This window comes from Nostocoides veronense (assembly GCF_039531185.1).
In the GTDB taxonomy this organism is placed as follows: Bacteria; Actinomycetota; Actinomycetes; order Actinomycetales; family Dermatophilaceae; genus Nostocoides_A; species Nostocoides_A veronense.
In genome coordinates, this window is record NZ_BAAAPO010000016.1 from 187,105 (window position 1) to 200,703 (window position 13,599).

Genomic DNA, 13,599 nt, shown 5'->3' on the forward strand with positions numbered 1-13,599 from the left:
CAGCGGATTTTCAGGCGCTCGGCTTGACGCCCCACGCCTCGGCGACGGTCGCCGGGTCGGTCACGGTGACCGTGGAGGGGATGGCGTCCAGGACACGCACGAAGTCGCGCATGCAGTAAATCTCGGCGTCCGAGGTCCAGTGCGTGTTCTCCGGGCCGGAGCAGTTCCATTGCATGACGGTGCCGGGGGCGCTGGTGCCGGTGACGAAGCGGTAGAACTGCACCGTCGACCAGTTGCCGGGATTGACGCGCACCTTGGGGATCAACTGAGCAGGCGTCATATAGGTCGGGCCGTAGGGCAAGGTGCTGCAGGATTGGGTCGTGTCGGCGCACTTGCCGCCATTGACCGAGACGGTGGTCTGCCAGTTGGGCCATTTGGTGGCGACGGTATTGCTCGTCGCGGTGTCGCCATACACCCGGCCGAAGGCGAAGCACTTTTTGACGACCTGGCTCTGGATTTTGTCGGTGTACTTGTTGTTCGGGTAGGCGAACAGGCCCCACGACCGCGTGTGGCCGCGCCGCGCGAGCGCCCCGACGGAGCCGCAGGCCTCCGCGTGCTGCTGGGTGGGGGTCAGGGTCGTCATATTGGCGTAGGTCATCCCGGCGCTGGTGAAGGTCCAGCCGAATTGCGTCCGCAGCTGCGTCAGGTTGTTCCACGACGGGCTGATGACGTAATTGGAGAAGCAGGACTGCGTGACACCGTGACGCTTGACGACGACATTGCCGACGCCGGCCTTGCCTCGATCCTTCATGACGCTGGCCACGCGGCCGAGCGTGACGGTATTGGGAAGTTGCTTGCACAGCTTGTCGGCCGACACCCACTGGGTGCGCCCGAAGAGCAAGGTGAGGTATGCCGCGTCAGCCTTGGTTGTGCCGGAGGACGTGCTCGCGGGTGCTGATGACGCCGTCCGGGCGGGTGCGGAACCGGTAGACAGCGTGGGCTGGGCGACCGCGGTGCCGGCGCCGGCAAGGAGAGCCAGAGTGGAGACGGCCAGGGCCGTCGAACGAATACGCCTCGGGCGGGAGCCTTCCTTCGCTGCACGGGCGCGGGGCGCCGGCAGACTGCATCTGTTACGGGAGGGGCGGTAAGGCAGTGTGCCACCCTGACCTGCGGAATGCCACTCCACAGCACCGCACGGCGGAATAGGCTCGCCAATGTGATGCGGATCGGGCTGACCGGCGGCATGGGGTCCGGCAAGTCGAGCGTTGCTCGGTTGCTGGCAGAGCGCGGCGCTGTGGTCGTCGACGCGGACCGGATCGCACGGGAAGTCGTTGCGGCGGGCACTCCCGGCTTGAGCGCTGTGCTAGCGGAGTTTGGTCCAAGAGTGCGGGCCGCCGGTGGTGGGTTGGATCGGGCCGCCCTCGCGGGACTGGTCTTCGGTGACCGGGCTGCCTTGACCCGGCTGGAGGCCATCACGCACCCGTTGATCTGGGCCGAGGCCGCGCGACAGTTCGCCGCCGTGCCGGCCGACGGAATCGTCGTGCACGATATGCCGCTATTGGTCGAGAAGCGGATGTCGGCGGACTATCACCTGGTGATCGTGGTTCTGGTCGAGGCCGCTACGCGCGTCGCGAGACTAGGGGCGGCTCGCGGGGTGTCGGCCGACGACGCTTGGGCGCGGATTAATGCCCAGGCCACCGATGTGGAACGTCGCGCGGCCGCCGATGTTCTGATCGACAATGAGGGCAGCGAGGCGGACCTCGAGGCGGCTGTCGACCAGTTGTGGCAGGACGTCATTGCGCCATTCGCGGGCCATCTCGCCGCGGCTCGGCCGGCCCCCGATGCGCGCCGGATCAGCGCGGACGCCGTGGCGATGGCGCAGCGAGCGGCGCGGGTGAGCGCCCGCATACGTGTGGCCCTGGATGACGAACCCGTCCGCCTGACCGAGATCGTGCGGGAGCCTGGCCGCCTCGCCCTCGCCCTGGAGTTGTCACAAGAACCCTCCGCCACGGGTATGCAGTCGCTCGCCGCCGCCGGCTTCCCGCAGGTCGGTGACCGTCTACTCGGCTGCTGCGATCCGGTCTGGCCCGGTCGGATCGCCCTCGCCTGGCCGGGCGCCGATCCCGGCGTCGCCCATTGACCACCGGCGCTCACGCACACGCCGTGTGAGCCACGTCGCGCGCCGGTCGGCAGGCGTCAACCACCTCCCGTCAGGTGGGCATAGCAGTCGGCCACCCGCTGCCGCCACCACCGGTCGCGATCGGGGGCGGCGGCATACCGGGCCAGCAGCGCAGGATCGGCGCGGACTCGCTGCACCGGGAGGGTCCCATTGCGCGGGACGAGAGAATCAGGAACGACATCGCCAGCCATCAGAGCAACCGTGCCGAGCCCGCAGGCCCCGTCCAACTCCGGCAGGGCGGCGGCGAGGGCCACCCCGGCGCTGATGCCGATGGAGGTGTCCAAGGCGGACGAGACGACGGCAGGCAGGCCACACTCCTGGACGATCCGCAGTGCGGCGGCGACGCCTCCGAGTGGTGCCACCTTGACGACGACGACATCCGCTGCTTCGTCACGCGCCACGCGCAGCGGATCCTCGGCCCGTCGGATCGACTCGTCCGCCGCGACCCGCACATCCACCCCCGCCCGGGCCAAAGCGACCCGCAGGCGGGCCAGGTCCGCAACCTCGGCGCACGGTTGCTCGGCATAGTCCAGGTCGTAGACCGCCAACCGTGCCAACGCCTGCCGTGCCTGGTCAAGATCCCAGGCGCCATTGGCATCCACGCGAATCCGCCCGCCGGGACCCAGCACATCGCGGACAGCGGCGACGCGCTCGGCATCGTCCGCTAAGGACTGGCCGGCCTGCGCGACCTTGACCTTGGCTGTCTGACAGCGTGGGAACCGGACGAGTACCTCCGGCACCTGATCGGCCGCAACGGCCGGCACGGTTGCGTTGACCTCAACCTCCGATCGCACCGGAGCCGGCCAGTGGCCGTTCGCCGCCTCCAAAGCCGCTGCGAGCCAGCGAGCCGCTTCGGCGGGATGGTACTCGGTGAACGCGCCGAACTCGCCCCATCCGCTCGGTCCCTCGATCAGCGCGACCTCGCGTGTGGTCACGCCCCGGAAGGGCACGCGCATCGCAATGGCGACGACATGGCATCGCCCCAGCAGCTCCTCGAGGCTGATCATGTCTGGCGCTCCGGTGCGGCATCGGCGGCCCCGGCGGGACGGCCGCGTCGACGCAGTTCAGCTTCGGCCCGCGCCAAACCACCGTGCTCCAGCGCTGCCACCCGTGACTCGCCGGACCAGACCAGGCGACCGCTGCGTCGGACGGTGACGGCTAGCGCTGCGCCGAGATGCTCGATCGCACCCGCGGTATTGCGGCGTTCGCGGGGTAAGGGGACAGGAAGCACGTGCGCATCCGCCAGGGGAGCGGCAGCATCGACATCGATCTGCCAGCCGAAGCCGCGCCCACGCAGACGCCAGCTCGTGTCATCGACCGTGGCCTGCACCGGCGAGACGACCGGGTCGCCGAGCCGCACCACCGTGCCGTCCGGCAGGCGCACGACGAGCGCGGTGACCGTGGTCCGAAGCGGACCCGCGTGCACGAGACCGCCGGCAAAGGCCACGCACGCCTCGGGTTCGGCGAAGCCATGCGCCTGTCCCCACCACCAGGCATCTGGGAATCCGCCTTTGCCCCAGTTCTTTTCGCCATAAACGTGTACGCCGTCCAGTCGCCACTCGTCCCCGCTGACGCGCAATATGCCGTCGGCGCGGCCGCCGAGCAGCCACGGGTGCCAGTACTGATTCAGGCCCGGCATGGCCTGAAAGATGCTCGATCCGCCCAAGCTGCGGCGCGGCCACGGCCGCAGGTCCCGGAGGTGGATGTCGGCGTGCACGCCTACGCCGTCGGGTCCGGTCCAATCCGCCCGCACTCGCCTCGCCGAGCCGTCGAAAGCATCGCCGGCTCGGGCCCCCAATTCGTCTGGATCGGCATACCCCTGCGGCTGCGCGATCGTCGAGATCGCGCCGCTCGGCCACATCGCCGCACCCAGCGTGGCCCAGCGGGGGCCACCGTCGGCGGCGTCATTGATGCCGGCGAGCAGGATGGCGGTCCGCCTCGAGGCGGGATCGGTGAACCGCCAGAAATAGCCTTCCATCGCCAGCCCATGCGCCCGCAGGGGATCGCCGAAGGGCAGGTCGGCGCCGCTGGCGCGGTAGCGAGTCATTAGGCTCATCCGCGCCACGCCTCGGTGAAGTCGGCGTGGGCACGCACCCACGCATGCATCGCCACGGCCCCGGCGACCGAGGCGTTGATCGAGCGCGTCGAGCCGAACTGCGCGATCGAGAAGGTCGCGGTGCAGGCATCCCGGGCCGCGGGCGACAACCCCGGGCCTTCCTGTCCCAGCAAGAAACAGACCGACCGGGGCAACTCCGCCGACTCCAGATGCAGCGATCCGGGCAGATTGTCGACCCCCCACAGCGCGACGCCCTGCTCATCGAGATACGCCGCGAGCGCGGTGGCGTCGGGGTGGTAGCGCACGTGCTGATAACGATCGGTGACCATCGCCCCCCGCCGGTTCCAGCGCCGGTTCCCGACGATATGCACCTCCTTGGCGAGGAAGGCATTGGCGGTGCGCACGATTGTGCCGATATTGAAGTCGTGCTGCCAGTTCTCGATCGCGACATGGAAGTCGTGCCGCCGGGTGTCGAGATCGGCAACGATCGCCGCCATCGACCAGTACCGATAGCGGTCGACGACATTGCGGCGGTCGCCCTCGCGCAGCAGCTCCTCGTCATAGACCTCGCTGCCCGGCCCGACCGGCCAGGGGCCGGCCCAAGGCCCCACGCCGACCTCCTGGGGGCCATGCGGCATGGGGTCGTAGGGCGCCCGTGCCAGCTCGGTGTCCGATTCCATTCGCACACCGTATGTCGCCGCTCCGACAGCCCCGCCCACCAGGGCCGATAGCGCCGCATCACCGGCGCTGGATCGTTCGGCAAGGGGGCTGTCAGTCCGCACGTTTACGGTTGTCTTATGCGTCCGACGACCGAACTCAAGCGCCGCGTGGCGCCCTTCGAGGTGATCTCCGATTTCGCCCCGAGCGGGGACCAGCCGCAGGCCATCACCGACCTCGCCCGCCGCGTGACGGCGGGGGAGCAGAATGTCGTGCTTCTGGGAGCGACTGGCACTGGCAAGTCCGCGACGACGGCCTGGCTGATCGAGCAGGTGCAGCGGCCGACGCTGGTGATGGCCCCTAATAAGACGCTCGCCGCCCAGCTCGCCAACGAGTTCCGCGAGCTGCTGCCCAATAACGCCGTCGAGTATTTCGTCTCCTACTACGACTACTACCAGCCCGAGGCCTATGTCCCGCAGACAGACACCTATATCGAGAAGGACTCCTCGATCAATGACGAGGTCGAGCGGCTGCGCCACAGCGCCACCAACTCACTGCTCACCCGCCGCGATGTCGTCGTTGTCGCGTCCGTCAGCTGCATCTACGGCCTCGGCACCCCGCAGGAGTATGTCGATCGCATGGTTCCGCTGCGGGTCGGGGACTCGATGGACCGCGATGCGTTGCTGCTGAAGTTCGTCCAGATGCAGTACACCCGCAACGATCTGTCGTTCACCCGCGGCACGTTCCGGGTGCGCGGCGACACCGTCGAGATCATCCCGGTCTACGAAGAGCTGGCCGTCCGCATCGAGTTCTTCGGCGACGAGATCGAGCGCATCTACACCCTGCACCCGGTCTCTGGCGAGATCGTGCGCGAGGAGCAAGAGATGTATGTCTTCCCCGCCACGCACTATGTCGCGGGCCCGGAGCGGATGGAGCGCGCGATCACCGGGATCGAGAAGGAACTCGCGGACCAGTTGGCGACGTTCGAGAAGCAGGGCAAGCTCCTCGAGGCCCAACGGCTGCGGATGCGCACGACCTATGACATCGAGATGATGCGCCAGATCGGCAGTTGCAGCGGCATCGAGAACTATTCGATGCACATCGACGGTCGCCAGCGGGGCAGCGCCCCCAACTGCCTGCTCGACTATTTCCCCGAAGACTTCCTGCTCGTCATCGACGAATCGCACCAGACGGTCCCGCAGATCGGCGCGATGTATGAAGGCGATATGTCGCGCAAGCGCACCCTCGTCGATCACGGATTCCGGCTGCCGAGCGCCATGGACAACCGGCCGTTGATGTGGGAGGAGTTCCTCGACCGGATCGGCCAGACCGTCTATCTCTCTGCCACGCCCGGCAACTATGAACTCGCCAAGGCCGATGGTGTGGTTGAGCAGGTCATTCGACCGACCGGCCTGATCGACCCCGAAGTCATCCTCAAACCCACGCGCGGCCAGATCGACGATCTGCTCGAGCAGATCTCACTCCGTGCGCAGCGTGACGAGCGTGTCCTTGTCACGACCCTGACCAAGAAGATGGCGGAGGACCTGACCGACTACCTCCTGGAGAAGGGCGTTCGCGTCCGCTACCTCCACTCCGATATCGACACCCTGCGTCGCGTCGAATTGCTGCGCGAGTTGCGGATGGGTGAGTTCGACGTCCTCGTCGGCATCAACCTGCTCCGCGAGGGCCTCGACCTGCCCGAGGTGTCACTGGTGTCCATCCTGGACGCCGACAAGGAAGGCTTCCTGCGCTCCGCCCGCTCCCTCATCCAGACCATCGGGCGCGCCGCCCGCAATGTCTCGGGCCAGGTGCACATGTATGCCGATCAGCTCACCCCCTCAATGCAGGAAGCGATCGAGGAAACCAACCGGCGCCGCGAGAAGCAGCAGGCCTACAACCTCGAGCACGGCATCGACCCACAGCCGCTGCGCAAGAAGATCGCCGATATCACCGACATGCTCGGCCGCGAGGATGCCGACACCGAGACCCTCATGGGCTCTGGGCGATCCCAGACTCGGGGCACGCGTGGCGCGGGACGAGGTGGCCGGGGCGCGATGATGGCCGACACCGGCCAGGTCGCCACGATCAAGGGGCTGCCCGCTTCCGATCTAGCCAATCTCATCCAGGAACTCACCGAGCAGATGCACACGGCTGCGGCCGAGTTGAAGTTCGAGGTGGCCGCCCGGTTGCGTGATGAGGTCAAGGACCTGAAGAAGGAGTTGCGCCAGATGTCGGAGGCCACCCGGTGAGCGCCGCCCTGGCAGACTCGCGGCCATGACGCCCGGGGAGATCCGCGACTACGCCCTGGCCAAGCCCGGCGCCTATCCCGACGAGCCCTGGGAAGGCGACCTGGTGGCCAAGGTCGTCGAGAAGATCTTCGTCTTCGGCCTTGGCGGCAACAGCATCGGCGTGAAGTGCGCGGCGAACCGCGCCGAAGCCGACGAGTGGCTCGCGCGCTACCCGGATGACGCCTCCGTCATGCCCTACATCGGCCGGAACGGCTGGAACACCTTGGCGGTAGGCGGTGTCATCCCCGACGAGGAGATCCTCGAGGCCATCGACACGTCATACGACCTGATCATCAGCAAACTGCCGAAATCCAAGCGCCAGAGCGCCGGCTGAGGCGCTCCCGACTCGTCCGCCTCACCCGTTGAGCAGGTCTGAGATCGTCGTGAAGGTCAGCCCGCGCGCCCGAAGCGTCGGGACGATCGTCCTCAGCGCTTCGCCGGTGTGATAGCCCCCGAGGTGGGCCAGCACGATGCTCCCGCTCGGCGGGGTCGGCGAGGTGACGGCGTCGATGATGTCCTGCGTGGTCGTCGCGGGATCCCAGTCGAGCGTGTCGCGGCTCCACATCATGGTCTTCGGATAGCCGACGCTTGCCGCCAGGCCTCTCACGCGTGAGTCGTGCGAGCCGAAGGGCGGGCGCCAATAGGGGCGGACCGGCATACCCGACAGCCGCTGCAGCACCGTCTCCGCATCCGATAACTCGGAGCGCACGAAGCTGTCGGTCATGGCCCGCTGACATGGCGCCGCGGTGGGGGAGCCGCCGCCTCCGCGGACCAGGTCGCAGTGGTGGACCGTGTGATTGCCAACTTCGAAGATCTCCGGATGCGCCGCGATCAGGGCCATGACCACCCGACCCTCGTCGGTGTCGGCCATGATGGAGGTGGGGAAGAAGGTTGTGCAGACCTGGTTGTCGATGAGGAAGCGCACGATATCGTCGGCCCCCTCCAGCCGGCCGCCCATGTCGAGGGTGAACGCCAGCTTCGCTGAGCTCGTGCCGCTGACCTGCGTGATCACCTCCGGCGAACGGGAAGTCGGCGCCATCCCGGCCCAGCAGGCCCCGAGTTCGCGCTGCACCAGGCGCGGGATGTCGATCGGCACCGAGGTCGTCCCGCCCAGGAGGTATGCCGTGTCCGGGCTCATCCGACTCAGCTCGCCGGGCGTGCCGGGCGGCAGCGTCGCTTCGCGCGAGAGCAGAATCGGTCCGCGCGTGCGCACCGCCGCCGCGCTACCCGCGAGCGCATCCGGGAAGTTGCCCCCGGTCGCGACCATCAGGGCGGGGCGGTCCGCGCCGAAGATGCGAGCCGAGATGGCGAGGGCGGTCTGGTAGCGGTCAGCACCCCATACGCGCTCCACGGGGGCGATGCGGCGCAGGGCTATCTCGGCGGCGGGCGCCACCGACGCGGGACCGCCCAGGAGCAGAATCCGCTCCGGCGCGAGCCGGCGCAGCTCTGCCTCGGTCGCGGCGGGGACCGTGTCCGGCTCGGTGAGCAACATGGGGGAGCCCTCGACGGCGGCTGCCGCCCCACCGGTGAGTCCGTCCGGCCAGACCCGGCCCGAGGCGACATATGCCGTGCGCACCGGGCCGGGGAAGCCGAGGGCGCTCGCGCGTGCGGCAACGTCGAATCGGGTGTCCCCGCTGATCCGGCTGGCCCCCTCGTCGGTCCAGCGGTTGCTGAGCTCATACATCACGGCGTCGCTGATCGTGGCCGGGCCGCCCAGCACCTCAATCTCCGACGGTCGCAGGCGGTCCAGCTCCGAGGCTGTCGCGGCCGGGACGCGATCGCGGGTCACAAAGAGCACGGGCGCACCCTTGGCCGCGGCATAGGGACCGGCGGCGATGCCATCGGCATACGCCTCGCCGCTCGCGATCACGACGAGCCGCTCGCCTGGGGCGAAGAATTCGCGACTGATGGCCGCCGCCGCGGCATACCGATCGCTGCCGGCGAGGCGCTCGATCCGGAAGTCCAGCGCGCCCGCTGTTGCTACCGATGGGCTCGGCCCGGTGTCGGGCAGTGATGTGGCGCCCGAACCCAGCCCAAGCACGACCGCCGCCGCGGCGACCATGCTCAGGGCACTGCGTCCCGCGAATCCGACCATGACAGCTTCCCTTCTCCCGATCTGGGTATTCCACGCGCGGCGCCCCCTGGCGGTTGACTCGAACGGCGAGATAGACCCTCGCCCCGATTCTGTCCGAGCGTCCTTTTCTGCGACACTGGTCCCCGGCACACGGGTGCGCAGCACCCCACGGAGGGAGTATCCCGACACGCCAGCCTCGTCATCACGGCCTACCGGCCCGGGGCGGCGGCCCGCTCGCGCGGGTGGGAGAGACTTCGGACTGACCTTCTTCATGTCCGAAAGGGGCCCCTTTTGACCCAGGTCTTCGCCGCCGCGAACGCCACCGAGCTCGACCTGCCGGCGTGGGTGTGGTACCTCACGATTGGCATCGCCGTGGCCGTGCTGGTCTTCGACGTCATCTGGATTGCGCGCAATCCGCACCGGCCGAGCACCAAGGAACTCGTCGTCGCGCTGAGCGTCTACATCGGCGCGGCCGTGGCCTTCGGGATCGGCCTGTTCATCATGAAGGGCGGCAAACTCGCGGGCGAGTTCTATGCCGGCTGGCTCACCGAATACAGCCTGAGTGTCGACAACCTCTTCATCTTCCTGCTGATCATGGCGAACTTCGCGGTCCCAGCGCGCTACCAGCAGTTCGCGTTGATGATCGGCATCATCATCGCCATCATCCTGCGCGGCCTGTTCATCTGGGCGGGCGCCGCAGCGATCAACAACTTCTCGTGGGTGTTCTACATTTTCGGCGCCTTCCTCATCTATACCGCGTGGAAGCTCGTCGGTTCGGGTGAGTCGGACGACGATGAGTATGAAGAGAACAAGTTCATGAAGTTCGTCGAGAAGCGCATCCCGTCGACGAAGGAGTACCACGGCACCTCGCTCTTCGCGAAGGTGGGAGGCAAGCGCCTGGCCACGCCGATGCTCTTCGTCATCCTTGCGCTCGGCACCACCGATCTGCTCTTCGCCCTCGACTCGATCCCGGCGATCTACGGTCTGACCAAGGAGCCGTATATCGTCCTGGTCGCCAATCTGTTCGCCCTGATGGGCCTGCGCCAGCTGTACTTCCTGCTCGGCGGCCTTCTGCAGAAACTGGTTTATCTCTCGATCGGCCTGGCCGTCTTGCTGGCCTTCATCGGCGTCAAGCTGCTGCTGCACGCGCTGCACACCAACGAATTGCCGTTCATCAATGGCGGCGAGCATTTTGAGGTGCCAGAGATCCCGATCGCCGTGTCGCTCGGCGCGATCGTTGTCATTCTCGGTGTCACGACCATCGCCAGCTTGTGGAAGTCCAAGCGGGACGCCCAGCTGGAGGCGTGAGTCCCCTCCGCTGATGTGCTGACTGCCCCGGCCACGTCTGTGGTCGGGGCGGAGGCACCTCTCGCCTCAGGTCGCCGCCGCCTCCGCGGGATCCTTCTCCGTGCCCGCGCTCATGATCAGGACGCTGGCTCCAACCACCAGGGCCATTCCGAGCAGTTGTATGCCGTGCAGCCGCTGCCCGAGGATCACCAAGCCGGCGAGTGCCGCGACGGCCGGCTCGAGGGAGAGCAGGATCCCAAAGACCGCAGCGCTCATGCGCCGCAGGGCGATCAGTTCGAGGGAGTAGGGCAGCAGGGAGGACAGGATGGCGATCCCCAGGCCCTTGACCAGCAGGCTCGGGCTCCAGTCGCCGACGGTTATCAGGCCGAAGGGCGACACCACGATGGTCGCGATGAGCATCGCGATCGCGAGGCCGTCGAGCTTGGGGAAGGCGGCACCGGTGCGCCCGCTGAAGATGATGTATGCCGCCCAGCACCCCCCAGCGGTCAGCGCCAGCAGGATTCCGGTCCAGTTCAACTCGCTGAGGGGGGAGCTGAACGCTTCGGAGATCATTACCACGCCGAGCGCCGCCCCCAGCACCGCCAGGAAGTCCTTGGGCTGCCTCGACAATGCGGTGGCCAGCGCGAGCGGCCCGATGAACTCGATCGTCACGGCCACTCCGATCGGCAAGTGAGCGAGCGAGCCATAGAAGGCGAAGTTCATCAGCCCGAGGGCGAACCCAAAGGCGATGACCGTCGCCCAGTCTCGGCGTGAGTAGCCGCGCACCCGTGGCCGGACGACGGCGAGCAGCACGACCGTCGCGAAGAGCAAGCGCATCGTGACCGACCCCGCCGCCCCAATCACCGGAATCAGCGTCGCCGCCAGTGCCCCGCCAAACTGCACCGACACGATGCCGGCGAGCACCAGCGCGGGCGCGGGGACCCGTTCGAGCGTCGGCACGCAGGGCAGGCTATCCGCCCCCAGAAAGGGGACGGGCGCTGGCTTGCACTTTCGGGGCCCGATACGACAGATTCTCGGTGGGGCCGCACCGCTCATGGGGGAAGCGAACCGGGGGTGGGAACCTGACCAGCCACGAGCGGCCGACCCTCCAGTTCGGTGAGATCGGTGGTGTGATGGTTGTCTTCGAGGTCCGGAACGCTCCCGCTCTCCGGGGGCTCGTCGTCTTCGTCAGCCTCTTGGCGCTCCTGCTCGTGCTTCCCGGCGTGTCGAACGCGGCGGACAACGTCGGCCCGGCTCCCGTCAAGTCCCTCACGGCGACCGGCAGCACCACGCGGATCTATCTCAACTGGGCCGACAACACCGAGCGGGATCTCGCCGGCTACCACGTCTACCGTTCCGAACGCAGCGACGGCGGCTTCCGCAGGCTGACCAGCGTCCTCCGGAAGATCTCGGACTACCCCGACCTCACGGCCCCGGCCGGGCTGCGCTCCTACTATCGAGTCGTCGCGGTCGACCGCAGCGGCAACGCCTCGCGCATCGTGTCCCTCTCCGCGATCCGCAGGGACACCACGCGGCCGGCGACGCCCATCGGCCTGACCGCGGCGCGCACGGAGTCCGGGGCGCTGCTGACCTGGGTCCCGAACACCGAGCCGGACCTCTCCCTCTACCGCCTGACGCGCGCGACCACCCCCGCCGGTCCATTCACCTGGGTGGCGCGACTGGACCCGGGGGCCACCAGCTATCTGGACACCGCCGCCGCCGCGGGTACCGGCTACTACTACCGGCTGGTCGCCGTCGACCTCAGCGGCAATGCCTCCGCGCCCGCGACCGCGACCCTGGTCGCGCCGGATCTGACGCCGCCGGCCCCGGTGAGCTCCCTGACTGCCACGGGCACCGTCGCCGACGTCACTCTCGACTGGGCGGACAGCACCGAAGCCGACCTCGCGGGCTATCGCATCTATCGCGCCGACGCGTCGGACGGGCCGTTCAGCCCGATTGGGGACGGCCTCGTGACGGCCTCCGGCTACCAGGACACCACCGCACTCCCGCGCACCCCCTACTGGTACCGCGTCACCGCTGTCGACCTGGCCGGCAACGAATCCGAGCCGGTCACGGTCGAGGGCACGCGGCTCGTCGGATACGACCCGATCCCCGGCGCCGATCTGACTGTCGCGCCGGACGGCAGCGGCGACATGCTCACCATCGCCGAGGCGCTGGCCGCGGCGACCGGCACCGAGCCATTCGTCATCGGCATCCGCCCCGGGACCTATCCCGAGTCCTTCACGATCACCCGCCCCAACCTGACCCTGCTCGGCGCGGGAGCCGCCCCAGGTGACGTCGTCATCACCGACGACAAGTCCGCGGGCACCCTCAAACCGGACGGCACCCCATACGGCACCACCGGCAGCGCCACGGTGACGGTCCGAGCCAATGACGTCACGGCCCGGAATCTGACCATCGAGAACGCCTACGTCGAGACGGGCACCGGCAACGAGCAGGCCGTGGCGCTGAAGACCCAGGGCGACCGGCTGGTCTTCGACGCTGTGCGGCTGCTCGGCGATCAGGACACGCTGTATGCCGATTCACCCGCGCCCGGGGTGCTGGCGCGCTCGTACTACGTGACCAGCTATGTCGAGGGGGATGTCGACTTCGTCTTCGGCCGCGGCACCGCCGTCTTCGACCGCTCCACGCTCTTCGCGAGCACCCGGCAGAACCCGAGCAACAATGGCTACTTGACGGCGGCCAGCACGGACATCAGCCTGCCCTACGGCTTCCTGATCACCGACAGCACGGTGCTCAGCGACGCCCCGCCCAAGAGCTTCCACCTCGGCCGGCCGTGGCAGCCCAGCGGCGACCCCAGCGCCATCGCCCAGGTCGTCATCCGCGACACGGTGCTGCCGGAGGCGATCAAGGACGCGCCGTGGACCGATATGACGAGCACCTTTTCGTGGCGGGACGCGCGCTTGTTCGAGTACCGCAACTCCGGGCCTGGCGCCGGGATCAACCCCGACCGGCCGCAGCTGACCGACGCGCAGGCGCTGCGGTACACGAAGTGGACCTATCTCGCCGGCAGCGACGGCTGGAATCCGACTTACATGCTGGTATGGCGTGCGCGGGGGTCGTGACCCTGAATCTGACTGGTGTCCTGCTGGATTGC

General features: G+C 68.2%; 11 protein-coding genes. 5 read left to right on the top strand and 6 right to left on the bottom strand.

Going from position 1 to position 13,599, the window contains the following annotated elements:
• Positions 1 to 10 precede the first annotated feature (10 nt).
• On the bottom strand, positions 11 to 1,126 hold the full coding sequence (locus ABD225_RS05665) for a polysaccharide deacetylase family protein (RefSeq protein WP_344082348.1): 1,116 nt from the start codon (positions 1,124 to 1,126) through the stop codon (positions 11 to 13).
• A gap of 33 nt (positions 1,127 to 1,159) precedes the next feature.
• Between ABD225_RS05665 and coaE the strand changes: the two genes are divergently transcribed.
• Positions 1,160 to 2,080, top strand: a complete 921-nt coding sequence (gene coaE, locus ABD225_RS05670; RefSeq protein ID WP_344082377.1) for a dephospho-CoA kinase — start codon at positions 1,160 to 1,162, stop codon at positions 2,078 to 2,080.
• 56 nt (positions 2,081 to 2,136) lie between these two features.
• Here the strand turns inward: coaE and ABD225_RS05675 are convergent, their stop codons facing one another.
• The 3 genes from ABD225_RS05675 to ABD225_RS05685 are packed head-to-tail and all read right to left on the bottom strand — an operon-like array spanning position 2,137 to position 4,855.
• Positions 2,137 to 3,126, bottom strand: a complete 990-nt coding sequence (locus ABD225_RS05675) for an o-succinylbenzoate synthase (RefSeq protein WP_344082350.1) — start codon at positions 3,124 to 3,126, stop codon at positions 2,137 to 2,139.
• A complete protein-coding gene (locus ABD225_RS05680; RefSeq protein WP_344082352.1) occupies positions 3,123 to 4,175 on the bottom strand; it encodes a tocopherol cyclase family protein in 1,053 nt (350 codons plus the stop codon). Before ABD225_RS05680 ends, ABD225_RS05675 begins: the two co-directional genes overlap by 4 nt.
• On the bottom strand, positions 4,172 to 4,855 hold the full coding sequence (locus ABD225_RS05685; RefSeq protein WP_344082354.1) for a TrmH family RNA methyltransferase: 684 nt from the start codon (positions 4,853 to 4,855) through the stop codon (positions 4,172 to 4,174). Before ABD225_RS05685 ends, ABD225_RS05680 begins: the two co-directional genes overlap by 4 nt.
• Before the next feature lie 117 nt (positions 4,856 to 4,972).
• Here ABD225_RS05685 and uvrB point away from each other — a divergent pair, with 117 nt between their 5' ends.
• Entirely contained in the window at positions 4,973 to 7,081 is a 2,109-nt protein-coding gene (uvrB, locus tag ABD225_RS05690) for an excinuclease ABC subunit UvrB (RefSeq protein ID WP_344082356.1), read from the top strand.
• A 25-nt stretch (positions 7,082 to 7,106) separates the two neighbouring features.
• Positions 7,107 to 7,454 (top strand): MmcQ/YjbR family DNA-binding protein, encoded by a 348-nt coding sequence (locus tag ABD225_RS05695; protein ID WP_344082358.1) that lies wholly within the window; start codon positions 7,107 to 7,109, stop codon positions 7,452 to 7,454.
• A gap of 21 nt (positions 7,455 to 7,475) precedes the next feature.
• Here the strand turns inward: ABD225_RS05695 and ABD225_RS05700 are convergent, their stop codons facing one another.
• Complete coding sequence (locus tag ABD225_RS05700) at positions 7,476 to 9,215, bottom strand: cell wall-binding repeat-containing protein (protein ID WP_344082360.1); 1,740 nt, start codon at positions 9,213 to 9,215, stop codon at positions 7,476 to 7,478.
• A 270-nt stretch (positions 9,216 to 9,485) separates the two neighbouring features.
• Between ABD225_RS05700 and ABD225_RS05705 the strand changes: the two genes are divergently transcribed.
• Entirely contained in the window at positions 9,486 to 10,502 is a 1,017-nt protein-coding gene (locus ABD225_RS05705; RefSeq protein ID WP_344082362.1) for a TerC family protein, read from the top strand.
• 66 nt (positions 10,503 to 10,568) lie between these two features.
• Here the strand turns inward: ABD225_RS05705 and ABD225_RS05710 are convergent, their stop codons facing one another.
• A complete protein-coding gene (locus ABD225_RS05710; protein WP_344082364.1) occupies positions 10,569 to 11,441 on the bottom strand; it encodes an EamA family transporter in 873 nt (290 codons plus the stop codon).
• Positions 11,442 to 11,614: 173 nt separating this feature from the next.
• Between ABD225_RS05710 and ABD225_RS05715 the strand changes: the two genes are divergently transcribed.
• Complete coding sequence (locus ABD225_RS05715; RefSeq protein WP_344082366.1) at positions 11,615 to 13,567, top strand: pectinesterase family protein; 1,953 nt, start codon at positions 11,615 to 11,617, stop codon at positions 13,565 to 13,567.
• Positions 13,568 to 13,599: the final 32 nt, after the last annotated feature.